This window comes from Escherichia sp. WS3063 (assembly GCF_046486595.1).
Classification (GTDB): domain Bacteria; phylum Pseudomonadota; class Gammaproteobacteria; order Enterobacterales; family Enterobacteriaceae; genus Escherichia; species Escherichia coli.
In genome coordinates this window covers 1-24,762 of record NZ_JBJQKY010000036.1, presented here as the reverse complement: position 1 = coordinate 24,762, position 24,762 = coordinate 1, and the positions used below count along the sequence as shown (strand labels likewise).

24 protein-coding genes, 1 pseudogene and 1 other annotated feature are annotated in these 24,762 nt (G+C 49.4%); of the genes and pseudogenes, 15 read left to right on the top strand and 10 right to left on the bottom strand.

Features of this window, described 5'->3' with window-relative positions; all coding sequences use genetic code 11:
• Window position 1: 1 nt before the first annotated feature.
• The 6 genes from ACJHYW_RS23080 (at window position 2) to wzzB (ending at window position 7,722) form a co-directional block, all read left to right on the top strand.
• Window positions 2-1,387, top strand: a complete 1,386-nt coding sequence (locus ACJHYW_RS23080) for a mannose-1-phosphate guanylyltransferase/mannose-6-phosphate isomerase (protein WP_001361571.1) — start codon at window positions 2-4, stop codon at window positions 1,385-1,387.
• A gap of 83 nt (window positions 1,388-1,470) precedes the next feature.
• Window positions 1,471-2,217 (top strand): glycosyltransferase family 2 protein, encoded by a 747-nt coding sequence (locus tag ACJHYW_RS23075; protein WP_000868618.1) that lies wholly within the window; start codon window positions 1,471-1,473, stop codon window positions 2,215-2,217.
• A 24-nt stretch (window positions 2,218-2,241) separates the two neighbouring features.
• Entirely contained in the window at window positions 2,242-3,612 is a 1,371-nt protein-coding gene (gene cpsG / locus ACJHYW_RS23070; RefSeq protein ID WP_000736848.1) for a colanic acid biosynthesis phosphomannomutase CpsG, read from the top strand.
• A 163-nt stretch (window positions 3,613-3,775) separates the two neighbouring features.
• Window positions 3,776-5,182, top strand: a complete 1,407-nt coding sequence (gene gndA / locus ACJHYW_RS23065; RefSeq protein WP_000043484.1) for an NADP-dependent phosphogluconate dehydrogenase — start codon at window positions 3,776-3,778, stop codon at window positions 5,180-5,182.
• Between the two features lie 247 nt (window positions 5,183-5,429).
• Window positions 5,430-6,596, top strand: a complete 1,167-nt coding sequence (ugd, locus tag ACJHYW_RS23060; RefSeq protein ID WP_000704860.1) for a UDP-glucose 6-dehydrogenase — start codon at window positions 5,430-5,432, stop codon at window positions 6,594-6,596.
• A 145-nt stretch (window positions 6,597-6,741) separates the two neighbouring features.
• Window positions 6,742-7,722, top strand: a complete 981-nt coding sequence (gene wzzB / locus ACJHYW_RS23055) for an LPS O-antigen chain length determinant protein WzzB (protein WP_001350693.1) — start codon at window positions 6,742-6,744, stop codon at window positions 7,720-7,722.
• A gap of 185 nt (window positions 7,723-7,907) precedes the next feature.
• On the opposite strand, the gene hisIE is transcribed toward wzzB, so the two are convergent.
• The 9 genes from hisIE to hisL form a co-directional block, all read right to left on the bottom strand.
• Window positions 7,908-8,519, bottom strand: a complete 612-nt coding sequence (gene hisIE, locus ACJHYW_RS23050) for a bifunctional phosphoribosyl-AMP cyclohydrolase/phosphoribosyl-ATP diphosphatase HisIE (RefSeq protein WP_000954893.1) — start codon at window positions 8,517-8,519, stop codon at window positions 7,908-7,910.
• The gene (hisF, locus tag ACJHYW_RS23045; RefSeq protein WP_000880175.1) at window positions 8,513-9,289 is read right to left on the bottom strand and encodes an imidazole glycerol phosphate synthase subunit HisF; all 777 of its coding nucleotides are present in this window, start codon (window positions 9,287-9,289) and stop codon (window positions 8,513-8,515) included. The genes hisIE and hisF overlap by 7 nt, the downstream gene beginning before the upstream one ends.
• Complete coding sequence (gene hisA, locus ACJHYW_RS23040) at window positions 9,271-10,008, bottom strand: 1-(5-phosphoribosyl)-5-[(5-phosphoribosylamino)methylideneamino]imidazole-4-carboxamide isomerase (RefSeq protein ID WP_000586472.1); 738 nt, start codon at window positions 10,006-10,008, stop codon at window positions 9,271-9,273. The genes hisF and hisA overlap by 19 nt, the downstream gene beginning before the upstream one ends.
• Entirely contained in the window at window positions 10,008-10,598 is a 591-nt protein-coding gene (hisH, locus tag ACJHYW_RS23035) for an imidazole glycerol phosphate synthase subunit HisH (RefSeq protein WP_001103560.1), read from the bottom strand. Before hisH ends, hisA begins: the two co-directional genes overlap by 1 nt.
• Window positions 10,598-11,665: a bifunctional histidinol-phosphatase/imidazoleglycerol-phosphate dehydratase HisB gene (hisB, locus tag ACJHYW_RS23030; protein WP_000080125.1), complete on the bottom strand. Its 1,068-nt coding sequence runs from the start codon at window positions 11,663-11,665 to the stop codon at window positions 10,598-10,600. The genes hisH and hisB overlap by 1 nt, the downstream gene beginning before the upstream one ends.
• Window positions 11,665-12,735, bottom strand: a complete 1,071-nt coding sequence (gene hisC / locus ACJHYW_RS23025; protein WP_000108989.1) for a histidinol-phosphate transaminase — start codon at window positions 12,733-12,735, stop codon at window positions 11,665-11,667. Before hisC ends, hisB begins: the two co-directional genes overlap by 1 nt.
• Window positions 12,732-14,036, bottom strand: a complete 1,305-nt coding sequence (gene hisD, locus ACJHYW_RS23020; protein WP_061092868.1) for a histidinol dehydrogenase — start codon at window positions 14,034-14,036, stop codon at window positions 12,732-12,734. Before hisD ends, hisC begins: the two co-directional genes overlap by 4 nt.
• A 5-nt stretch (window positions 14,037-14,041) precedes the next feature.
• A complete protein-coding gene (hisG, locus tag ACJHYW_RS23015) occupies window positions 14,042-14,941 on the bottom strand; it encodes an ATP phosphoribosyltransferase (RefSeq protein ID WP_000131756.1) in 900 nt (299 codons plus the stop codon).
• Between the two features lie 46 nt (window positions 14,942-14,987).
• Window positions 14,988-15,111 (bottom strand) — a sequence feature (His leader region).
• Window positions 15,087-15,137 carry a his operon leader peptide gene (gene hisL / locus ACJHYW_RS23010; protein ID WP_001364200.1) on the bottom strand — a complete coding sequence of 17 codons (51 nt, stop codon included), beginning with the start codon at window positions 15,135-15,137 and terminating at the stop codon, window positions 15,087-15,089. Its footprint overlaps the feature before it by 25 nt.
• A 426-nt stretch (window positions 15,138-15,563) precedes the next feature.
• Between hisL and ACJHYW_RS23005 the strand changes: the two genes are divergently transcribed.
• The 6 genes from ACJHYW_RS23005 (at window position 15,564) to tsuB (ending at window position 20,466) form a co-directional block, all read left to right on the top strand.
• On the top strand, window positions 15,564-16,388 hold the full coding sequence (locus tag ACJHYW_RS23005) for an SDR family oxidoreductase (protein ID WP_000754737.1): 825 nt from the start codon (window positions 15,564-15,566) through the stop codon (window positions 16,386-16,388).
• 45 nt (window positions 16,389-16,433) lie between these two features.
• Window positions 16,434-17,363 (top strand): LysR substrate-binding domain-containing protein, encoded by a 930-nt coding sequence (locus ACJHYW_RS23000; protein ID WP_000803363.1) that lies wholly within the window; start codon window positions 16,434-16,436, stop codon window positions 17,361-17,363.
• A gap of 214 nt (window positions 17,364-17,577) precedes the next feature.
• Window positions 17,578-17,640, top strand: coding sequence for a membrane protein YoeI (yoeI, locus tag ACJHYW_RS22995; protein ID WP_010723108.1), 63 nt, complete (start codon window positions 17,578-17,580; stop codon window positions 17,638-17,640).
• Window positions 17,630-18,988 carry a putrescine/proton symporter PlaP gene (gene plaP, locus ACJHYW_RS22990; protein ID WP_000019197.1) on the top strand — a complete coding sequence of 453 codons (1,359 nt, stop codon included), beginning with the start codon at window positions 17,630-17,632 and terminating at the stop codon, window positions 18,986-18,988. The genes yoeI and plaP overlap by 11 nt, the downstream gene beginning before the upstream one ends.
• Before the next feature lie 178 nt (window positions 18,989-19,166).
• Window positions 19,167-20,225 carry a thiosulfate utilization transporter TsuA/YeeE gene (gene tsuA / locus ACJHYW_RS22985; RefSeq protein WP_061092869.1) on the top strand — a complete coding sequence of 353 codons (1,059 nt, stop codon included), beginning with the start codon at window positions 19,167-19,169 and terminating at the stop codon, window positions 20,223-20,225.
• A gap of 13 nt (window positions 20,226-20,238) precedes the next feature.
• Entirely contained in the window at window positions 20,239-20,466 is a 228-nt protein-coding gene (gene tsuB, locus ACJHYW_RS22980) for a thiosulfate utilization sulfurtransferase TsuB/YeeD (protein ID WP_061092870.1), read from the top strand.
• A gap of 42 nt (window positions 20,467-20,508) precedes the next feature.
• On the opposite strand, the gene sbcB is transcribed toward tsuB, so the two are convergent.
• A complete protein-coding gene (gene sbcB / locus ACJHYW_RS22975; protein ID WP_000980557.1) occupies window positions 20,509-21,936 on the bottom strand; it encodes an exodeoxyribonuclease I in 1,428 nt (475 codons plus the stop codon).
• 208 nt (window positions 21,937-22,144) lie between these two features.
• Between sbcB and dacD the strand changes: the two genes are divergently transcribed.
• The 3 genes and pseudogenes from dacD to ACJHYW_RS22960 form a co-directional block, all read left to right on the top strand.
• Entirely contained in the window at window positions 22,145-23,311 is a 1,167-nt protein-coding gene (dacD, locus tag ACJHYW_RS22970; RefSeq protein WP_001296209.1) for a serine-type D-Ala-D-Ala carboxypeptidase DacD, read from the top strand.
• 118 nt (window positions 23,312-23,429) lie between these two features.
• Window positions 23,430-23,903 (top strand): DNA gyrase inhibitor SbmC, encoded by a 474-nt coding sequence (sbmC, locus tag ACJHYW_RS22965; RefSeq protein ID WP_001105376.1) that lies wholly within the window; start codon window positions 23,430-23,432, stop codon window positions 23,901-23,903.
• Window positions 23,904-24,100: 197 nt separating this feature from the next.
• Window positions 24,101-24,652, top strand: a pseudogene (locus ACJHYW_RS22960) (FUSC family protein); the annotation flags it as partial.
• Between the last annotated feature and the right edge of the window lie 110 nt (window positions 24,653-24,762).

The following is a 24,762-nucleotide window of genomic DNA, read 5'->3' as shown; positions in this document are numbered from 1 at the left end:
TATGCTACTTCCTGTTGTAATGGCCGGTGGTTCTGGAACTAGATTGTGGCCACTTTCTCGAACACTATATCCGAAGCAATTCCTATCGTTAACTAGTCGTTTGACTATGCTACAAGAGACCTTAAGAAGGCTTGAAGGGGTTGAACATCGTCCTGCTCTGGTTATTTGTAATGAAGTTCATCGTTTTATCGTTGCAGAACAAATGCGTAATGTAAATTTAGCGAATAGTGGCATTTTACTAGAGCCGATAGGTCGTAATACAGCCCCCGCAGTTGCGCTTGCTGCTCTTAAAGCGATTTCATCAGGTGAGGATCCAATACTGCTTGTACTAGCAGCCGATCATGAAATACAAGACCAAAAGCGCTTTATATCGTCAATATTGGCTGCAAAAGAATTTGCAGAGGAAGGTAAGCTGGTAACTTTTGGTATTGTGCCAACCAAACCCGAAACTGGATATGGCTACATAAAAACCGGAGAAAATTTAAATGAATATGGTTTTAAAGTTTCTGCTTTTGTTGAAAAGCCTGAGCTAGATGTGGCCAAAAAATATCTTGAAGATGGAGATTATCTTTGGAATAGTGGAATATTCATGTTTAGGGCTTCTGTGTTTATTGATGAGTTGAATAAATTTAGACCAGACATACTAAAAATATGCCAACAAGCATTGAAGTCCTCTACACAAGATCTTGATTTTATCCGTATAGATAATGACTCATTTAGTTGTTGCCCTGAAGAATCCATTGATTACGCTGTTATGGAGAAAACAACAGAGGCTGTGGTAGTTCCATTAAATGCCCACTGGAGCGATGTTGGTTCTTGGTCTGCATTATGGGAAATTAGCAGAAAAGATAAAAGTGGAAATGCAATTAGAGGAGATGTATTAATTCATGATTCTTCTGACAGTTATCTTTACTCACAACATAGATTAATTGGTGTAGTAGGAGTTAAAGATTTAGTAGTTGTTGAAACTAAAGATGCTATTCTCGTTGCGCATAAAGATAAAGTTCAACAGGTAAAAAATATTGTAGAAAAACTTAAGGTTAATAACCGTACGGAATATCTGCAGCATCGTGAAATATTTAGGCCATGGGGCAGTCATGACTCTATAGCGGAAGGATCTCGATTTGAGGTTAAACATGTCGTTATTCATCCTGGACATAAAACTGCTAAACAGATTCATTACCATCGTACTGAGCATTGGATTGTTGTTTCTGGAACAGCAAAAGTCCATTATGAAGATGAAATATTTCTTGTTTCTGAAAATGAATCAACTTATATACCAATAGGTGTACCTCATTTTATTGAGAATCCAGGAAAGATCCCTTTGGAGATTATTGAGGTACGTTCAGGTGTCTACTTGGATGAAGATGATGTTGTTAGAATCTAAAATGATGCTGGATACTAATGCAACATTATTATTCGTAATGCTGTACTGACGTTATTTAATTATGATTATTATTGGATGTTAAAATGAAAGTCAGTATTATTACAGTGACTTATAATAGTGAAAAGACTTTAAGGGATACTTTAGAGTCAATAGAGTTGCAAACCTATAAAGATATAGAGTATATAATTATTGATGGTGGTTCTACAGATAATACGTTAAAACTAATTAACGAAGTATCAACAAGAGTAACCAAATGTCTATCAGAAAGCGATAACGGTATCTATGATGCTTTAAATAAAGGTATAAATTTATCTACGGGAGATATTATTGGATTCGTTCATTCTGATGACCTTTTAGCAAGACCTGATATTATTGAAACTATTGTAAGCCGTTTCCATGAGACAAAAGCGGATGTTGTATACGGTGATTTGGTTTTTTTCGAAAAAAACCAAACTGATATAATCAAACGATACTGGCGTAGTGGTCCTTTTAAACGTTCTAAGCTATCATTAGGCTGGGCACCACCGCATCCATCTTTCTATATGAGGAGGGAATTATATAAAGACGATGGATATTTTGATTTATCCTATAGGATTGCTGCAGACTATGATCAGATGGTCAGGATTTTGAAACGTGATGATATTAAAGTTATTTATGTTCCTCAAGTATTTGTAAAGATGAGATTGGGTGGGGAAAGTACCAGAATTGATAACGCGATATCAAGTACAAAGGAAATTGTAGAAGTTATGAAAAACCATAATGTAAATTGGAAAATTGCTATCATTATCAGAAAAATCTCAAAACTAATGCAATTGTTTGCGCATAAATAATTTTATTATTGGTAAGGTTTTTATATGAAAAAATTAACCTGCTTTAAAGCCTATGATATTCGCGGGAAATTAGGCGAAGAACTGAATGAAGATATTGCGTGGCGCATTGGTCGCGCCTATGGCGAATTTCTCAAACCGAAAACCATTGTGTTAGGCGGTGACGTCCGCCTCACCAGCGAAACCTTAAAACTGGCGCTGGCGAGAGGTTTACAGGATGCGGGCGTCGATGTGCTGGATATCGGCATGTCCGGCACCGAAGAGATCTATTTCGCCACGTTCCATCTCGGCGTGGATGGCGGCATCGAAGTTACCGCCAGCCATAATCCGATGGATTATAACGGCATGAAGCTGGTTCGCGAGGGGGCTCGCCCGATCAGCGGAGATACCGGACTGCGCGACGTCCAGCGTCTGGCTGAAGCCAACGACTTTCCTCCCGTCGATGAAACCAAACGCGGTCGCTATCAGCAAATCAACCTGCGTGACGCTTACGTTGATCACCTGTTCGGTTATATCAATGTCAAAAACCTCACGCCGCTCAAGCTGGTGATCAACTCCGGGAACGGCGCAGCGGGTCCGGTGGTGGACGCTATCGAAGCCCGCTTTAAAGCCCTCGGCGCACCTGTGGAATTGATCAAAGTGCACAACACGCCGGACGGCAATTTCCCCAACGGTATTCCTAACCCGCTGCTGCCGGAATGTCGCGACGACACCCGCAATGCGGTCATTAAACACGGCGCGGATATGGGCATTGCCTTTGATGGCGATTTTGACCGCTGTTTCCTGTTTGACGAAAAAGGGCAGTTTATCGAGGGCTACTACATTGTCGGCCTGCTGGCAGAAGCGTTCCTCGAAAAAAATCCCGGCGCGAAGATCATCCACGATCCACGTCTCTCTTGGAATACCGTTGATGTGGTGACCGCCGCGGGCGGCACACCGGTGATGTCGAAAACCGGACACGCCTTTATTAAAGAACGTATGCGCAAGGAAGACGCCATCTACGGTGGCGAAATGAGCGCCCACCACTATTTCCGTGATTTCGCTTACTGCGACAGCGGCATGATCCCGTGGCTGCTGGTCGCCGAACTGGTGTGTCTGAAAGGAAAAACGCTGGGCGAACTGGTGCGCGACCGGATGGCAGCGTTTCCGGCAAGCGGTGAGATCAACAGCAAACTGGCGCAACCCGCTGAGGCGATTAATCGCGTCGAACAGCATTTTAGCCGTGAGGCGCTGGCGGTGGATCGCACCGATGGCATCAGCATGACCTTTGCCGACTGGCGCTTTAACCTGCGCTCCTCCAACACCGAACCGGTGGTGCGCCTGAATGTGGAATCGCGCGGTGATGTGCCGCTGATGGAAGAAAAGACAAAACTTATCCTTGCGTTATTGAACAAGTAATTCAGTAATTTCATATAAATAAGTTTTAAAAGACGGAAAAGATGAGATATTCAGTGTGGTATAGCAAAGGTACTGCTATTCACCATCTCTATGAGTGAGTTAACATCTATACCACATTTAAGCCGCACACTCGGCGGTGAACACCCCCTGACAGGAGTATACAATGTCAAAGCAACAGATCGGCGTCGTCGGTATGGCAGTGATGGGGCGCAACCTTGCGCTCAACATCGAAAGCCGTGGTTATACCGTCTCTATTTTCAACCGTTCCCGTGAAAAGACGGAAGAAGTGATTGCCGAAAATCCAGGCAAGAAACTGGTTCCTTACTATACGGTGAAAGAGTTTGTTGAATCTCTGGAAACGCCTCGTCGCATCCTGTTAATGGTGAAAGCAGGTGCAGGCACGGATGCTGCTATTGATTCCCTCAAACCATATCTCGATAAAGGTGACATCATCATTGATGGTGGCAATACCTTCTTCCAGGACACCATTCGTCGTAACCGTGAACTTTCTGCCGAAGGCTTTAACTTCATTGGTACCGGTGTCTCCGGTGGTGAAGAAGGCGCGCTGAAAGGTCCTTCTATTATGCCTGGTGGGCAGAAAGAAGCCTATGAACTGGTTGCACCAATCCTGACCAAAATCGCCGCAGTAGCTGAAGACGGGGAGCCATGCGTTACCTATATTGGTGCCGATGGCGCAGGCCATTATGTGAAGATGGTTCACAACGGTATCGAATACGGTGATATGCAACTGATTGCTGAAGCCTATTCTCTGCTTAAAGGTGGCCTGAACCTCACCAACGAAGAACTGGCGCAGACCTTTACCGAGTGGAATAACGGTGAACTGAGCAGTTACCTGATCGACATCACCAAAGATATCTTCACCAAAAAAGATGAAGACGGTAACTACCTGGTTGATGTGATCCTGGATGAAGCGGCTAACAAAGGTACCGGTAAATGGACCAGCCAGAGCGCGCTGGATCTCGGCGAACCGCTGTCGCTGATTACCGAGTCTGTGTTTGCACGTTATATCTCTTCTCTGAAAGATCAGCGTGTTGCCGCATCTAAAGTTCTCTCTGGTCCGCAAGCACAGCCAGCAGGCGACAAGGCTGAGTTCATCGAAAAAGTTCGTCGTGCGCTGTATCTGGGCAAAATCGTTTCTTACGCCCAGGGCTTCTCTCAGCTGCGTGCTGCGTCTGAAGAGTACAACTGGGATCTGAACTACGGCGAAATCGCGAAGATTTTCCGTGCTGGCTGCATCATCCGTGCGCAGTTCCTGCAGAAAATCACCGATGCTTATGCCGAAAATCCGCAGATCGCTAACCTGCTGCTGGCTCCGTACTTCAAGCAAATTGCCGATGACTACCAGCAGGCGCTGCGTGATGTCGTTGCTTATGCAGTACAGAACGGTATTCCGGTTCCGACCTTCTCCGCAGCGGTTGCCTATTACGACAGCTACCGTGCTGCTGTTCTGCCTGCGAACCTGATCCAGGCACAGCGTGACTATTTTGGTGCGCATACTTATAAGCGTATTGATAAAGAAGGTGTGTTCCATACCGAATGGCTGGATTAATCTGATTTAATCAACAATAAAATTGAGGCCCGGCGTATATTATGCCGGGTTTTTTTTACCAATTATCTTATAGACTAAATTTCACTGCTTAATATTAACTTAATAAATATCAGCTATTCTTATAAAGAAATTCTGAATTGTTTTTCGTTGCGTTGACCATCTTACAACGTAGCGTTAAAACTTTTAACTCTTATCAGGATGCTAAAAACATCATGATTCACAGTTAAGTTAATTCTGAGAGCATGAAATGAAAATCACCATTTCCGGTACTGGCTATGTCGGCTTGTCAAACGGGCTTCTAATCGCACAAAATCATGAGGTTGTGGCATTAGATATTTTACCGTCACGCGTTGCTATGCTGAATGATCGGATATCTCCTATTGTTGATAAGGAAATTCAGCAGTTTTTGCAATCAGATAAAATACACTTTAATGCCACATTAGATAAAAATGAAGCCTATCGGGATGCTGATTACGTCATCATCGCCACTCCAACCGACTATGATCCTAAAACTAATTATTTCAATACATCGAGTGTAGAATCAGTAATTAAAGACGTAGTTGAGATAAATCCTTATGCGGTTATGGTGATCAAATCAACGGTTCCCGTTGGTTTTACCGCAGCGATGCATAAGAAATATCGCACTGAAAATATTATATTCTCCCCGGAATTTCTCCGTGAGGGTAAAGCCCTTTACGATAATCTCCATCCTTCACGTATTGTCATCGGTGAGCGTTCAGAACGCGCAGAACGTTTTGCTGCTCTGTTACAGGAAGGAGCGATTAAGCAAAATATCCCGACCCTGTTTACCGACTCCACTGAAGCAGAAGCGATTAAACTTTTTGCAAACACCTACCTGGCGATGCGCGTGGCGTACTTTAACGAACTGGATAGCTATGCAGAAAGTTTAGGTCTGAATTCCCGTCAAATAATCGAAGGCGTTTGTCTCGACCCACGTATTGGCAACCATTACAACAATCCGTCGTTTGGTTATGGTGGTTATTGTCTGCCGAAAGATACCAAGCAGTTACTGGCGAACTACCAGTCTGTGCCGAATAACCTGATCTCGGCAATTGTCGATGCTAACCGCACGCGTAAAGATTTTATTGCCGATGCCATTTTGTCACGCAAGCCGCAAGTGGTGGGTATTTATCGTCTGATTATGAAGAGCGGTTCAGACAACTTCCGCGCGTCTTCCATTCAGGGGATTATGAAACGTATCAAGGCGAAAGGCGTTGAAGTGATCATTTACGAGCCGGTGATGAAAGAAGACTCATTCTTCAACTCTCGCCTGGAACGTGATCTCGCCACTTTCAAACAACAAGCCGATGTCATTATTTCCAACCGTATGGCAGAAGAGCTTAAAGATGTGGCAGATAAGGTCTACACCCGCGATCTCTTTGGCAGCGACTAACATCCTGTTATCAGGGCTATTTACGCCCTGATTGTCTTTTGTTACTTGCGTAACAATTCATTATTTTTATCAATTATCCTATAGCATTCATGAGGATTATCGCTAAACTATGCGGACTTGGAAATTTCCGTCAGTTAGGGTAATGATGAGAGTAGAAAATAATAATGTTTCTGGGCAAAACCATGACCCGGAACAGATTGATTTGATTGATTTACTAGTGCAGTTGTGGCGTGGCAAGATGACAATCATCATTTCCGTCATTGTGGCTATTGCCCTGGCTATTGGATATTTGGCAGTAGCGAAGGAGAAATGGACGTCAACAGCAATTATCACTCAGCCCGATGTGGGGCAAATTGCTGGCTATAACAATGCCATGAATGTTATCTATGGTCAGGCTGCACCGAAAGTATCGGATTTGCAGGAGACGTTAATTGGTCGCTTCAGTTCTGCCTTCTCTGCATTAGCAGAAACGCTGGATAATCAGGAAGAACCAGAAAAACTTACCATCGAACCTTCTGTTAAGAACCAGCAATTACCATTGACTGTTTCTTATGTTGGGCAAACTGCAGAGGGCGCACAAATGAAGTTGGCCCAATACATTCAGCAAGTTGACGATAAAGTGAATCAAGAGTTAGAAAAGGATCTCAAGGACAACATTGCTCTGGGACGGAAAAACTTGCAGGACTCTTTAAGAACGCAGGAAGTGGTTGCGCAGGAGCAGAAAGATCTGCGTATCCGTCAGATTCAGGAAGCGTTGCAGTATGCGAATCAGGCGCAGGTGACAAAACCGCAGATTCAACAGACTGGCGAAGATATCACACAAGATACGTTGTTCCTTTTGGGGAGCGAAGCGCTGGAGTCGATGATTAAGCATGAGGCGACCCGTCCGTTGGTGTTCTCACCAAACTACTATCAGACTCGTCAAAACCTGCTTGATATCGAAAGCTTAAAGGTTGATGATCTTGATATTCATGCTTACCGTTATGTGATGAAACCGACGTTACCTATTCGTCGCGATAGTCCGAAAAAGGCAATTACCTTGATTCTGGCAGTGCTGCTGGGCGGCATGGTTGGCGCGGGGATTGTGCTTGGGCGTAACGCGCTGCGTAATTACAACGCGAAATAATATTATTGTGCATTTAAGAGAAACGGGCAGGGTGGTGACACCATGCCCGTTTTTTTTGCCGGATGCGATGCTGGCGCATCTTATCCGGCCTACGTGTGTTGAGATAATGTGTAGGCACGATAAGCTTGCGCATCGGGTAATGGCTCCGGGTGTGACAACAACATCACACCTGCTCAGCACGCCACTCACTGATGCCGTTTACGCAGGTTCTCAATTACCGTTGTTAAATCCAGATCCTGATCCTGCAACAGCACCAGCAGGTGATACATCAAATCAGATGCCTCGTTGGTCAGCTCAAAGCGGTCATGTACCGTCGCGGCCAGCGCGGTTTCCACGCCTTCTTCGCCTACTTTCTGCGCAATGCGTTTGGTGCCGCTGGCATACAGTTTGGCAGTGTAGGAGGTTTCCGGGTCGGCAGATTTACGTTCGGCGAGCAGTTGTTCCAGTTGATACAGGAACAGCCACTGGTGAGCGGTGTCGCCGAAGCAGCTGCTGGTGCCTTTGTGGCAGGTTGGCCCGATGGGATTCGCCAGCACCAGTAACGTGTCGTTGTCGCAGTCCGGGGCAATACTCACCACATTGAGAAAATTGCCCGACGTTTCGCCTTTGGTCCACAGCCGTTGTTTAGTGCGCGAGAAGAAGGTGACTTTGCCGCTTTCGATGGTTTTGTCTAAAGCTTCCGGGTTCATATAGCCCAGCATTAGCACTTCGCCGGATACCGCGTGTTGCACAATCACCGGCATAAGTCCGTCGGTTTTTTCCCAGTCCAGTTCGCGACGTTGTTGTTCTGTTAACATATCCTGATCTCCACGCCCTGTGTTGCCAGGTACGCTTTTAATTCACCAATATTGATTATTTGTTTGTGGAATACGGAAGCTGCCAGCGCGCCGTCAACGTCGGCATCGCGGAAGGCTTCGAGGAAGTGTTCCATGGTGCCCGCGCCACCGGAGGCAATCAGCGGGACGTGGCAAACTTCACGCACTTTTTTCAGCTGCTCGAGGTCGTAACCGTTACGCACGCCGTCCTGATTCATCATGTTGAGGACGATTTCTCCGGCACCGCGTTTTTGCACTTCTTCTACCCAGTCGAGCGTTTCCCACTGAGTAACGCGGGTGCGGCTTTCATCGCCAGTATATTGATTCACATGATATTTACCGGTTTCAGCGTCGTACCAGGTATCAATACCGACCACAATACACTGCACGCCAAAACGATCCGCCAGGCGAGTAATTAACGTCGGGTCCGCCAGCGCAGGCGAGTTTATGGAAATTTTATCCGCGCCAAAGGAAAGAATTTTCGCGGCATCTTCCAGAGACTTAATCCCACCCGCCACGCAGAACGGAATGTCGATCACTTCCGCCACGCGAGATACCCAGCTTTTATCTACCACACGGCCATCGCTGGAAGCGGTGATATCGTAGAACACCAGTTCGTCTGCACCTTCTTCGGCGTAGCGTTTTGCCAGCGGTACAATATCGCCAATGATTTCATGGTTGCGAAACTGTACGCCTTTCACCACCTGACCATCACGAACGTCGAGACAAGGGATTATGCGTTTTGCCAGCATGCGATGGCCTCCTTCAGGGTGAATTTACCTTCCAGTAATGCCCGACCAACTATTACGCCGCGCACGCCAGTACCACGCAGGGCCGCCACATCATCAATGTCACCAATGCCGCCGGAGGACTGAAATGCCACCTGCGGATATCTGGCGCACACTTCTTCATATAAAGAAACGTTAGAGCCTGCCAGCGTGCCGTCGCGCGAGATATCGGTACACAGCACATGTTTCAGTCCGACGGGCAGATAGGTTTCCACCAGTTGTTCCAGTGAAACGCCCGAGTTCTCTTGCCAGCCGCTGACTGCCACCTGCTTGTTGCCTTGCTCGTCGATACGGACATCCAGTGCCAGCACTAAGGCATCGGCACCAAAACGTTCAAACCAGCCCTTCACCATTTCTGGTGATTTCACCGCGGTGGAGCCGACCACCACGCGAGCAACGCCCGCTTCCAGTAACGCCGCCACGTCTTCTTCGCTACGCACGCCGCCGCCAACCTGCACCGGAACGTTAACGCCCGCGACCAGGGTTTTAATCAGCGGGATTTGACGTCTAGCCGGATCTTTTGCCCCGGTCAGATCCACCAGATGCAACACTTCGGCACCCTGCGCGGCGTAATCCTGTAAGCGCGGCAGCGGGTCGTTACCGTAATCGCGTTGTTTGCCGTAATCGCCCTGATGGAGACGCACCACGGTGCCGTCGATTAAATCTAATGCCGGAATAATCATCACATCTCCAGGAAGTTTTTCAGCAACTTAGCGCCAGCAGCACCAGAACGCTCCGGGTGGAACTGCACGCCGTAGAAGTTATCTTTTTGTACTGCCGCGGTGAACGGTTCGCCGTAATTACACTGGGCGATGGTCCACGGATTGACTGGCATTGCGTAGCTGTGAACAAAGTAAAAGTACGCGCCGTCTTCAATCCCCTGAAACAGACGGTTGCCTGCCTGCGGGTAAACGCGGTTCCAGCCCATATGCGGCAGCGGCAGACCAAAGTCGGTCATTTTCGGCACGTCTTCGTCGATGATGCCCAGCAAGTCGACGCCGTTGCTCTCTTCGCTGCGCCGCCCCAGAAGTTGCATCCCTAAGCAGATGCCCAGCACCGGTTGGGTACAGGCTTTGATGAGATCAAACAGCTCGCGCTCACGCACCTGGTCCATCGCCGCTTGCGCGGTGCCAACGCCGGGTAAAAACAGTTTATCGGCCAGCAACACCACGTCCGGGTCACGGCTGACTTTGGGTTCATAACCGTGACGCGCAATGGCTGACTTCACCGAGTTCAAATTGGCGCAGCCAGTATCAAGGATCACCACGTTCATTACAGCACTCCTTTCGACGAGGGCAGGGTGTCGCCTTCCACGCGGATGGCCTGGCGCAGGGTGCGACCAAAGGCTTTGAACAGGCTCTCTACACGGTGATGATCGTTTTTACCTTTGGTTTTCAGGTGCAACGTCACGCCCATGGTGTAAGAGAGTGAACGGAAGAAGTGCTCGATCATTTCAGTGCTGAGATCGCCCACGCGCTGGTAGGTAAATTCAGCTTTATATTCCAGGTGCGGGCGACCAGAGATATCCAGCGCGCAGCGGGCAAGGCATTCGTCCATCGGCAGTACAAAACCAAAGCGGCAAATACCGCGTTTGTCGCCAAGGGCAATTTTTAATGCTTCCCCCAGCGCCAGGCCGGTATCTTCGACGGTGTGGTGATCGTCGATATAGAGGTCGCCTTTAACGTTGATTTCCATGCGGAAACCGCCGTGGGTGGCGATCTGATCCAGCATGTGATCAAAGAATCCCACGCCGGTGTTAATCTTGCTGCCACCTTCGCGATCCAGCCACACCTGGACGTCAATTTGCGTCTCTTTGGTGTTACGCACTACATGGGCGTAACGGTCTCGTTTAGTGAGTTGCTCGCCAATCATCGGCCAGTTCAGTGTTTCGCGGTCGTAGCGTAAACCATTAATGCCCATGTTTTCCGCCAGTTGAATGTCGGTCGTGCGATCGCCAATGACATAACTGTTGGCACGATCCATCGCTTGCTCAGCCAGATAACGCTCCACAAGTTTTACTTTCGGCTTACGGCAGTCGCACTCATCGGCGGGCAGGTGCGGACAAATCAGCACTTCATCAAACTGTACGCCTTGCGAGGTGAAGATCTGCATCATCAGGTTGTGCGGGCCATCAAAATCCGCCTGCGGGAAACTTTGTGTTCCAAGACCATCCTGATTAGTGATCATCACCAGCTTGTAGCCCGCTTTTTGCAGCCTCAGCAGCTCCGGGATCACGCCAGGTTCAAAGGCGAGTTTGTCAAAACGGTCCACCTGAAAATCACTCGGCGGTTCGCTAATCAGGGTTCCATCGCGATCGATAAAAAGATACTTCTGACTCATCAAACTTGCTCCGCACGTAAGGCGTCAATGACGCGCTGGCTTTCTTCACGGGTTCCGACGGTAATTCGCAGGCAGCCGCTTAAAGTGGGTTGTTTATTCTGATCACGTAAGATAATGCCCTGATCCCACAAAGATTTAAACACTGCACTGGAGGCTTTAAAGCGCGCCAGAATGTAGTTGGTTTCAGAGTCAAAAACCTGCTCCACGCAGGGGATCTCTTGCAGTGCGGCAATCAGGTATTCGCGTTCTGCAATAATTTGCGCCACCCGTTCGCGCATGGCGACGATTCCCTGCGGGCTTAACGCCTGTGCGGCAATATCGGCAACCGGTGTCGAGAGCGGGTAGGGGGCGATCACTTTCATCAGCAGGTTGATGACTTCTTCGTTTGCCAGCGTAAATCCGCAACGAAGGCCCGCCAGAGCAAAAGCTTTCGACAGTGTGCGTAAAATAGCCAGGTGCGGATATTCCGCCAGCCAGCCAGCCAGCGATGCCTGCGGGCAAAACTCGATATAGGCTTCATCGGCAACCACAATCGCCTTACCGCGGGTTAACTCCAGCAGGGTGCGAAAATCCTGCGGGTTGATCAGTTGCCCGGTGGGGTTGTTGGGGCTGCAAACATAGACCACTTTTACGCCGTCCAGCTTGTCGGAAATACCCTGTAAGTCCAGTTGCCAGTTGTCCAGCGTCGGCACTGTGCGGCACTCGACGCCAATGGTTTCAGCGCTGACGCTGTACATGCCGTACGTTGGCGGGCAGTAGAGGATGGCGTCTTTACCCGGTTCGCAAAAAGCGCGAATCAGCAGTTCAATGCCTTCGTCCGCGCCACGGCTGACCAACACCTGCTCCGGTTTTACGCCTGCATATTGCGCGTAATTTTCAATCACCGTTTTCGGCTGGCATTCCGGGTAGCGGTTGAGCGTTTGCTGAGTAAGCTGAAATTCCACGGCAGTGGGGTATTCGTTGGCGTTCAGCCAGACGTCGCCGTTACCGCCCAGACGACGCGCCGACTGATACGGCGTCAGGTTGCGGACGTTTTCACGCGCTAAATCAGTAATAGTCACGGTGCTCATGCTTGCTCCTTAAGGACGTTAACACGCAAAGTAACGGCATTTTTGTGGGCGGTCAGGCGCTCGGCGGCGGCGAGTGTTTCAATGGTCGACGCCAGCACGGAAAAACCTTCTTTCGACAGTTCCTGCACGGTCATGCGTTTCTGGAAATCTGCCAGCCCGAGGCTGGAACAGGTGGCGGTGTAACCGTAAGTCGGCAGCACGTGGTTCGTGCCGGAGGCGTAATCACCTGCCGATTCCGGTGACCAGTCACCAAGAAATACCGAACCGGCGCTGGTGATGCCATCGACCAGTTCGCGGGCGTTGCGGGTCTGAATGATCAGGTGCTCCGGGCCGTACTGGTTGGAGATCTCTACGCACTGCGCTAAATCTTTAGTCACGATCAGGCGGCTGGCGTTCAGTGCCTGGCGGGCGGTTTCGGCACGCGGCAGTTCTGCCAGTTGGCGTTCGACGGCCTCGGCAACGCGACGCGCCATATCAGCGTCGGGGGTCAGTAAAATTACCTGTGAGTCAGGGCCGTGTTCAGCCTGAGAAAGCAAATCAGAAGCCACGAAATCCGGCGTTGCGCCGCTGTCAGCAATCACCAGCACTTCCGACGGGCCTGCGGGCATATCGATCGCCGCACCGTCCAGACGCTGGCTTACCTGGCGTTTTGCTTCGGTGACAAAGGCGTTACCCGGCCCGAAGATTTTATCCACTTTCGGCACAGATTCCGTACCAAACGCCAGCGCGGCAATGGCCTGTGCGCCGCCGACGTTAAACACGTCCTGCACACCGCACAGCTGCGCCGCATAAAGGATCTCATCGGCAATCGGCGGCGGTGAGCACAGCACCACTTTTTTACAGCCCGCAATACGCGCCGGAGTTGCCAGCATTAATACCGTTGAGAAGAGCGGGGCGGAGCCGCCAGGAATATACAACCCCACTGAAGCCACCGGGCGCGTGACCTGCTGGCAACGTACGCCTGGCTGCGTTTCGACATCTACCGGCGGCAGTTTTTGCGCAGTGTGGAAGGTTTCAATATTCTTTACTGCCACCGCCATCGCCTGTTTTAGCTCGTCGCTCAGGCGTTCGCTGGCTGCAGCGATCTCCTCAGCAGACACCTTCAGCGCGGTAACCGTGGTTTTATCAAACTTCGCGCTGTATTCCCGCAGGGCCTCATCGCCGCGTGCTTTCACGTTATCGAGAATATCGTTAACAGTGCGGGTAATGCTTTCAGAAGCGGAGATCGCCGGGCGCATTAACAGCTGGCGTTGTTGCTCCGCAGTACAGCTATTCCAGTCAATGATTGTGTTAAAGCTCATGGCGATCACTCCATCATCTTCTCAATCGGCAGGACCAGAATTGAACTGGCACCCAGCGCTTTCAGTTTTTCCATCGTTTCCCAGAACAGGGTTTCGCTGCTGACCATGTGCATCGCTACGCGCTGTTGGTCACCTGCCAGCGGTAGAATGGTTGGGCGTTCGGCACCTGGCAGCAGGGCGATGACTTCATCCAGACGTTCGGTCGGTGCGTGCATCATGATGTATTTTGATTCGCGCGCCTGGATCACGCCCTGAATACGCGTCAGCAGTTTGTCGATCAGTTGCTGTTTGGATTCTTCCATTTCGCCATCGCGTTGGATCAGGCAGGCTTTCGAGCGGTAGATAACTTCGACTTCGCGCAGGCCGTTAGCTTCAAGCGTGGCACCGGTGGAAACCAGATCGCAAATCGCATCCGCCAGTCCGGCACGCGGGGCGACTTCAACAGAACCGTTCAGTAAGCAGGATTTAAAAGAGATGCCTTTCTGGTCGAGATAACGCTTGAGCAGGTGAGGATAAGAGGTGGCGATACGTTTACCGTTTAAGGAGAGCGGGCCGTCCCAGGCTTCATCAACCGGCGTTGCCAGCGAAAGGCGGCAGCCGCCGAAATCCAGACGACGCAGGGTAAAGTAGCGCGGATCTTCACCCTGGGCGCGGCGGTTAAGCAGCTCTTCTTCCAGCACGTTTTCGCCGATAATCCCAAGGTCAACCACGCCGTCCATTACCAGACCGGGAATGTCGTCGTCACGCACGCGCAGAATATCAATCGGCATGTTTTCTGCCATCGCGATCAGGCGCTGGGTGTGAAGATTAATTTTAATGCCGCAGCGCGCCAGTAATTCGCGTGAGTCATCACTTAAACGGCCGGATTTCTGCATAGCTATGCGTAAACGAGAGTTGTCTGTCATTTTCTTATTCCTCTTTAAACCTGTCTGAACCGTTATCAACCGCGCAATAAAAAAGCCCCCGGAAGGTGATCTTCCGGGGGCTTTTTCATGCGTTCATGCACCACTGGAAGATCTGAATGTCTTCCAGCACACATCGCCTGAAAGACTAGTCAGGATGATGGTGATGATGGTGGTGTTTAAATTGAACGCGTGTCATAAAAGTCTCTGTGAATGTTTATTCAACTGATGTCTTTTAACCTAACCCACTTTCACGTTAGAAAGCAAGGGCTTTTTTATATATTTTATGGCGATGGATTTGTTTAATGAATGAGCGGGGAAAGGAGGGGGCCAGGAGTGGCTACGTTAAAAAAGTAATCGTGAAAATATGTCTTTAAAACCCTCAAGAACATTGTGTTCTGTAACTAAAGTGGGCTTTGTTCCTGCCGGATGCGGCGTGAATGCCTTATCAGGTCTACAAATATTGCCTAAATTCAATGTATTGATGTTTTTGTAGGACTGATAAGCGGAGCACATCAGGCAATTGTATATTTGCTAACAGTTTCGATTTCATTCATAGAATGAATTGTCAGTTTTGATACGCTAGCGTAGCCTTATAGATCTAAGGTGTATCAGGAGATAACGGATGAAAAAGGTCGCAATTGTCGGGTTAGGGTGGTTAGGCATGCCGCTGGCGATGTCACTTTCAGCGCGAGGCTGGCAAGTCACCGGGAGTAAAACCACACAAGATGGTGTCGAAGCGGCCCGAATGAGTGGGATTGATAGCTATCTGCTTCGCATGGAGCCTGAGTTAGTTTGCGATTCTGACGATCTGGATGCCCTGATGGATGCCGATGCGCTGGTCATTACGCTTCCGGCACGTCGTAGCGGCCCCGGCGATGAGTTCTATTTACAAGCGGTACAAGAGTTAGTAGATAGCGCGCTGGCCCATCGTATTCCCCGCATTATTTTTACCAGCTCAACATCTGTCTATGGCGACGCGCAAGGCACGGTGAAAGAAACCACCCCGCGTAATCCGGTAACCAACAGTGGACGAGTATTAGAAGAACTCGAAGACTGGCTGCACAATTTACCCGGTACTTCGGTCGATATTCTGCGTCTTGCGGGCCTGGTCGGACCGGGACGTCATCCGGGACGCTTCTTTGCCGGAAAAACCGCCCCTGATGGTGAACATGGTGTCAATTTAGTCCATTTAGAAGATGTTATTGGCGCTATCACCCTGTTGTTACAGGCACCTAAAGGCGGACACATCTATAATATATGTGCGCCAGCTCACCCTGCGCGTAATGTTTTCTATCCGCAGATGGCCCGTTTACTGGGGCTGGAGCCTCCGCAGTTCAGAAATAGTCTGGACAGCGGAAAAGGTAAGATTATTGATGGCAGTCGGATTTGTAATGAACTGGGATTTGAATACCAGTATCCCGATCCGCTGGTAATGCCGCTGGAGTAAACGATCACGCCAGCAGGACGCCGCATGCACTGCAAGGGGGCGTGTATGAAACCACTGCTGGATGTGTTGATGATCCTCGATGCCTTAGAAAAAGAGGGCAGTTTTGCGGCGGCGTCGGCCAAACTCTACAAGACGCCGTCCGCTCTGAGTTACACCGTTCACAAGCTGGAAAGCGACCTTAATATTCAATTGCTTGATCGTAGCGGACACCGCGCTAAATTCACCCGCACCGGAAAAATGTTATTAGAGAAAGGGAGGGAAGTTCTGCATACCGTGCGAGAACTGGAAAAGCAGGCGATCAAACTGCATGAAGGCTGGGAAAACGAGCTGGTGATTGGCGTGGACGATACCTTCCCTTTTTCTCTTCTCGCGCCACTTATTGAAGCTTTTTATCAACATCATAGCGTGACGCGCCTGAAGTTTATCAATGGCGTGCTCGGTGGTTCCTGGGATGCCCTGACTCAGGGACGAGCGGATATTATTGTTGGCGCGATGCATGAGCCACCATCTTCCAGTGAGTTTGGTTTCTCGCGGTTGGGCGATCTTGAACAAGTCTTTGCGGTCGCGCCCCATCATCCGTTAGCCCAGGAAGAAGAACCGTTAAACCGTCGTATCATTAAGCAATATAGGGCGATTGTGGTAGGGGATACTGCGCAGGCCGGCGCTTCTACGGCCTCGCAACTTCTCGACGAACAAGAAGCCATTACCGTTTTCGATTTTAAAACCAAGCTGGAGCTGCAAATTAGCGGCCTCGGCTGCGGCTATTTACCCCGTTATCTGGCGCAACGTTTTCTCGATAGTGGCGCGTTAATCGAGAAGAAAGTGGTCGCCCAAACTCTCTTTGAACCTGTCTGGATTGGCTGGAACGAACAGACCGCAGGACTTGCCAGCGCCTGGTGGCGAGACGAGATTTTAGCAAATAGTGCGATCGCCGGTGTTTATGCAAAATCTGATGACGGAAAATCAGCCATTTAAAGAAAAATTATTATGACAAGCCTCTCATTCTCTTGTCATTTCCCCCCCATTTAGGCACAATGCGCCGCTGTCAAAAAATGACTAAAAACCGACGTTTAATTAGCGTCGGTTATTTTTTGCTTCAAACCAATCATTCATACCAAGAGGCCGGGCTTCGTACCGGATAGATATTTACTAAAAATCGACAGTTGTTGTCGCTGAGGAATCCAAAAAAATGGGGCAATTTTTTGCTTACGCGACGGTTATCACCGTAAAGGAGAATGACCATGTCGCATAACGTTACTCCAAACACCTCTCGCGTGGAATTGCGTAAAACGCTTACGTTAGTTCCGGTTGTAATGATGGGTCTTGCCTATATGCAGCCGATGACGCTGTTTGATACATTTGGTATCGTTTCAGGCCTCACGGATGGTCATGTGCCGACAGCCTATGCGTTCGCATTGATTGCGATCCTGTTTACGGCTCTGAGCTACGGGAAGCTGGTCCGCCGCTATCCTTCTGCTGGCTCTGCATACACTTACGCCCAGAAATCCATTAGCCCGACCGTCGGCTTTATGGTGGGTTGGTCTTCTCTGCTCGACTATCTGTTCGCGCCGATGATCAACATTCTGCTGGCGAAAATCTATTTTGAAGCTCTGGTGCCTTCCATTCCATCGTGGATGTTTGTGGTGGCGCTGGTGGCCTTTATGACCGCCTTTAACCTGCGTAGTCTGAAATCCGTAGCGAACTTCAACACTGTAATCGTCGTGTTGCAGGTAGTGCTGATCGCGGTGATCCTGGGCATGGTTGTTTATGGCGTATTTGAAGGTGAAGGCGCGGGTACGCTGGCGAGCACTCGTCCGTTCTGGTCTGGCGATGCGCATGTTATCCCGATGATTACCGGGGCGACAATCCTGTGCTTCTCCTTTACCGGCTTTGACGGCATCAGCAACCTGTCGGAAGAAACCAAAGATGCAGAGCGCGTGATCCCGCGTGCGATTTTCCTGACCGCGCTGATCGGCGGCATGATCTTCATCTTTGCAACTTACTTCCTGCAGCTGTACTTCCCGGATATCTCTCGTTTTAAAGATCCGGATGCGTCACAGCCTGAAATCATGCTGTACGTTGCGGGTAAAGCGTTCCAGGTTGGCGCGCTGATCTTCTCCACCATTACCGTACTGGCGTCCGGTATGGCGGCGCACGCAGGCGTAGCGCGTCTGATGTACGTAATGGGTCGTGACGGCGTATTCCCGAAAAGCTTCTTCGGTTATGTACACCCGAAATGGCGTACTCCGGCGATGAACATCATCCTGGTTGGCGCGATTGCCCTGCTGGCAATCAACTTCGACCTGGTAATGGCTACGGCGCTGATTAACTTTGGTGCGTTGGTGGCGTTCACCTTCGTTAACCTGTCGGTTATCTCGCAGTTCTGGATCCGTGAGAAGCGTAACAAGACGCTGAAAGATCACTTCCAGTATCTGTTCCTGCCGATGTGTGGTGCGCTGACCGTTGGTGCGCTGTGGGTTAACCTGGAAGAAAGCTCAATGGTTCTGGGTCTGATCTGGGCTGCTATCGGTCTGATTTACCTGGCTTGCGTCACCAAGAGCTTCCGTAACCCGGTTCCGCAGTACGAAGACGTAGCATAATCATCTTTTCTAATAATCAACCGGAGTCGAATGAATATTTGGCTCCGGTTTTTTTATTCTTTTTTATCGAAATCCTCATTAATAACCATTTGTTCTAATTTAGAGAATTTGGTTATTGGTCTGCATTCCACCAGTCATGAATAATTTCCTCATTAACATTCATCTGGTTAATTAATTTATGTTTTCAATGATATTAAGCGGGCTAATTTGTGGTGCTCTGCTGGGATTTGTCATGCAGCGTGGGCGTTTTTGCCTGACAGGTGGTTTTCGCGATATGTATATCGCGAAAAATAATCGCATGTTTTACGCCCTGCTGATTGCAATTTCGGTACAAAGCGTGGGGGTTTTTGCGTTAATTCAGGCGGGTCTACTGACTTACGAAGCCGGGGCGTTCCCGTGGCTTGGCACTGTTATCGGTGGGTATATCTTCGGGCTGGGAATTGTTCTGGCGGGTGGATGTGCTACCGGGACCTGGTATCGCGCGGGTGAGGGATTGATCGGCAGTTGGATCGCGCTTTTCACTTATATGGTGATGAGTGCGGTGATGCGTTCTCCACATGCCAGTGGTTTAAATCAAACCTTGCAGCACTACAGTACTGAACATAACTCTATTGCTGAGACTTTTAATTTGTCTGTGTGGCCGTTGGTTGCCGTTTTGCTGGTGATAACGCTCTGGGTGGTGATGAAAGAGTTGAAGAAGCCAAAACTCAAAGTCGCGACCTTACCGCCGCGCCGAACTGGGATCGCTCATATTATGTTTGAAAAACGCTGGCATCCCTTTGTCACAGCTGTACTCATCGGTTTGATTGCGCTTTTAGCCTGGCCCCTGAGTGAAGCAACCGGACGTATGTTTGGGTTAGGCATCACTTCCCCAACGGCCAATATTCTGCAATTTCTGGTCGCGGGTGACGTGAAATACATTAACTGGGGCGTTTTCCTGGTGTTAGGGATCTTCGTGGGGTCATTTATTGCCGCCAAAGCGAGCCGTGAGTTCCGCGTTCGCGCTGCTGATGCACAAACAACATTACGTAGCGGGTTAGGTGGTGTACTGATGGGCTTCGGTGCCAGCATTGCAGGTGGTTGCTCTATCGGTAATGGACTGGTAATGACTGCAATGATGACCTGGCAGGGCTGGATTGGCCTTGTATTTATGATTCTCGGAGTCTGGACTGCGTCCTGGCTTGTGTATGTTCGACCGCAGCGTAAGGCGCGACTGGCAACTGCTGCGGCAAATTAAGTAAGGTGTAAAGATGGCGATTAAAAAGCTGGATGTGGTGACGCAGGTCTGTCCGTTTCCACTCATAGAAGCAAAAGCAGCACTGGCAGAAATGGCCAGCGGCGATGAGTTGGTAATTGAGTTTGATTGCACCCAGGCAACTGAAGCAATCCCACAGTGGGCGGCAGAAGAAGGACATGCCATCACCGATTATCAGCAGATTGGTGATGCTACGTGGAGCATCACCGTTCAAAAAGCCTGACTCAAAATTGTCCTCCGCCGTACCAGCGGCGGAGGCTTCACATTAGACAATCTCTTCCGCGTACTGCCAAAGCGCTTTTAACAGCGCCACTTTCTCTTTGTCATCGGCATACTGTTGTGCCAGCATCTGCAATTCATCAGCGTAGCCCTGCAAAAACTCTGGCGTGAAGACCTGGCGGCGGTGCTCAAGCCAGCGTTGCTGCTCGGCATAATCCAGCGTCCCCGGGAAGTTGCGCGCTCGATAATTGAACAACAGTTTTTCAATTCGTTTATCAACAAAAGTGATATCCAGTGCCGGTAAATTACGCGGCTCGGTTTCCAGCACAATTTTCATTGCTGCACGATCGGCGTCACTGAAAAAGCCATTATAAAGCTGTGCATCCACGTTATCTGAAGGCGTAAACGGTTCGGCTTCCGCGAATATCGCCACCACTTTTTCACGCACTTGCGGATTTTCACGCAGAATTTTTAGGTTATCGAGGCAATGCTGACGATTAATTCCCAGTCGGTCGGCATCTTCCGGGCGTAGCGTATTCGCCTGGGCCAGTACCGGACATTTATTGATATGCACCAGCTTAACCGGAACGGCGGCGTTATCGCCAAGATCGGCTTTTGCGGTATATAAACGCTCGCGCAATGTGTCGCTATCCAGCTCCAGTAATGGCGAAATGTCTCCTGCCAAATCCACCATAATTACGGCATTGCGATTTTCAGGATGCCACGCCAGCGGTGCCACCCAGCTGGTATTGCCACGCCATGCCCCAAACATTCCGGAAACGTGAACCAGGGGTTTCATCTGCGGAACATCAATCAACGCCATCAGTTTGTGTTTATTACGATGGGTAAAGAGATAATCAAACAGGCGTGGCTGACGCGTTTTTACCAGTTTCGCCATCGCAATAGTGGCGTACACATCAGCCATCGCATCGTGGGCGTTGCTATGTTCAATACCATTCGCTTTGGTTAAATGCTCAAGGCGAAAGCTCGGTAGACCGTCATCATTTTCAGGCCAGTTTATTCCTTCCGGGCGCAGGGCATAACAGGCACGCATAACATCCAGTAAATCCCAGCGCGAGTTATCATGCTGCCAGCTCCAGGCGTAAGGATCGTAGAAATTACGATAAAAAACGTTGCGTGTGACTTCGTCGTCGAAACGCACATTGTTGTAGCCCAGAATACAGGTCTTCGGTACGGTAAAAAGCGAGTGAATACGGGCGGCAAACGCGGCTTCGTTTTCTCCTTTCGCCCGTGCCTCCTGCGGGGTAATACCGGTAATTAATACTGCTCCAGGCTGGGGTAAATAGTCATCCGCGGGCTTGCAGTAAAAGACTTCGGGTTCGCCGATGACATTGAATTCGTTATCAGTGCGAATGGCTGCGAACTGTGCAGGGCGATCTAACGCGGGGTGCGTTCCAAAGGTTTCGTAATCGTGAAACAAAAAGGTAGATTGTTGCTTACCGTCATTCATCATTAGGTTAAATCCGTTGTTTCTGCTGTCTGCCAGAGTATCAAATATCACCGTGCTAATCAGCTTTAGCGCGACAATTTGGCAGCGAGTGGCAACAGATCATGTCAGATAAAAATGAGATAGTAGTCACATTTTCTTGCACTTTATTCCAGCCAGTTCATAAGTATTTCCGTAAAAAGAACAGCTATTTGAAACACCTGAGGGTTTGCTGTTGAAACGCCGTCTTATTATTGCTGCTTCTTTGTTCGTTTTTAATTTATCGTCTGGTTTTGCGGCGGAAAACATTCCTTTTTCACCTCAGCCTCCAGAGATTCATGCCGGGTCCTGGGTATTGATGGATTACACCACCGGTCAGATTCTCACCGCGGGTAATGAGCATCAACAGCGCAATCCCGCCAGCCTGACAAAGCTGATGACGGGCTATGTCGTGGATCGTGCTATCGATAGTCATCGCATTACGCCAGACGATATTGTCACCGTGGGGCGCGATGCGTGGGCGAAAGATAATCCGGTGTTTGTCGGTTCTTCACTGATGTTTCTGAAAGAGGGCGATCGCGTATCGGTACGTGATTTAAGCCGTGGTTTAATTGTGGATTCCGGAAATGACGCTTGTGTTGCTCTGGCTGACTATATTGCCGGTGGGCAACGGCAGTTTGTTGAAATGATGAACAACTATGCCGAGAAGCTGCATCTCAAGGATACGCATTTTGAAACAGTGCATGGTCTGGATGCACCTGGCCAGCATAGCTCGGCTTATGATTTAGCTGTGCTTTCTCGCGCTATCATCCACGGCGAGCCCGAGTTTTATCATATGTACAGTGAGAAAAGCCTCACCTGGAACGGTATCACCCAGCAAAACCGTAACGGGTTATTGTGGGATAAAACCATGAATGTTGACGGCCTGAAAACGGGTCATACTTCTGGTGCCGGGTTTAATCTCATTGCTTCGGCTGTAGATGGGCAGCGTCGTCTCATTGCAGTGGTAATGGGGGCTGACAGCGCAAAAGGTCGTGAGGAAGAGGCAAGAAAATTACTGCGTTGGGGGCAACAAAACTTTACTACGGTGCAAATTTTGCACCGTGGGAAAAAGGTTGGTACGGAACGCATCTGGTATGGCGATAAAGAAAATATCGCCCTGGGAACGGAACAAGAGTTCTGGATGGTGCTACCGAAAGCCGAAATTCCACATATCAAAGCCAAATATACCCTTGATGGTAAAGAACTCACCGCGCCAATTAGCGCCCATCAGCGGGTAGGGGAAATTGAACTTTACGACCGTGATAAACAGGTGGCGCACTGGCCGCTGGTTACCCTGGAATCTGTCGGGGAAGGCAGCATGTTTTCCCGGCTGAGTGATTATTTCCACCATAAGGCCTGACCTTTCTTTTGCAGCAGACTGGCAGGAGTGCGAGTCTGCTCGCATAATCAACACTCATTCCTTGTGGTTTTAATATTGCAACTATACTGTATATAAAAACAGTGTTAATGGAGGCGTCATGAACTACGAGATTAAGCAGGAAGATAAACGTACCGTTGCAGGTTTCCATCTTGTTGGCCCGTGGGAGCAGACGGTAAAGAAAGGTTTTGAGCAGTTGATGATGTGGATAGATAGCAAAAATATTGTGCCGAAGGAGTGGGTTGCTGTCTATTACGACAATCCAGATGAAACACCCGCCGAAAAATTACGCTGCGACACCGTCGTGACGGTACCGAATAACTTTACGCTCCCCGAAAACAGTGAGGGCGTCATTCTGACAGAAATTTCAGGTGGTCAGTATGCGGTGGCGGTGGCTCGTGTAGTCGGTGATGATTTTGCTAAACCCTGGTATCAGTTCTTTAATAGCCTCTTGCAGGACAGTGCCTATGAAATGTTACCAAAGCCCTGCTTCGAGGTTTACTTGAACAATGGCGCGGAAGATGGGTACTGGGATATCGAAATGTATGTTGCGGTGCAGCCAAAACATCACTAATTCATCTCAGGGCGGTGTGTTAACGCGATGACCACTCTTTTTTTGAAAGCGAAAAGAGTAAGATGCGCCTTTCAATTTTTTCGCTCCTGCCGGGAAATTACACTGTTCCCGGTATGTCCGTCGGATAATTCAGAGGCGCGCCTTCTGGCCGACAGATGAGTTATGAGCGCTTTTAATCTTCATTACGGAGTTTCTGCGTGCGTGCCGATAAGTCATTAAGCCCGTTTGAAATCCGGGTATACCGCCATTACCGCATTGTGCATGGTACTCGGGTCGCGCTGGCATTCCTGCTCACTTTTCTCATTATCCGCCTGTTTACTATCCCGGAAAGTACCTGGCCGCTGGTCACCATGGTGGTGATTATGGGGCCAATCTCGTTCTGGGGTAACGTTGTCCCTCGTGCCTTCGAACGTATTGGCGGTACGGTGTTGGGTTCGATTTTAGGTCTTATCGCTCTGCAACTGGAGTTAATTTCGTTACCGCTGATGTTAGTCTGGTGCGCGGCGGCGATGTTTCTTTGCGGTTGGCTGGCGCTGGGCAAGAAACCGTATCAAGGATTATTGATTGGGGTGACGCTGGCAATTGTTGTGGGTTCCCCGACAGGTGAAATTGATACGGCGTTGTGGCGAAGCGGCGATGTGATCCTCGGCTCTTTACTGGCAATGTTGTTTACCGGTATCTGGCCACAACGGGCGTTCATCCACTGGCGCATTCAACTGGCGAAAAGTCTGACCGAGTATAATCGGGTCTTGTATTATCCCTCCTGTGCAGAGAAAATCGGCCAGTTTTCTCTGCCTGCAGTCCGCATGCCGTATCGGGCCTTAGGTTTTCAACCTGTTGCGTAGATTCATGCAGCGGA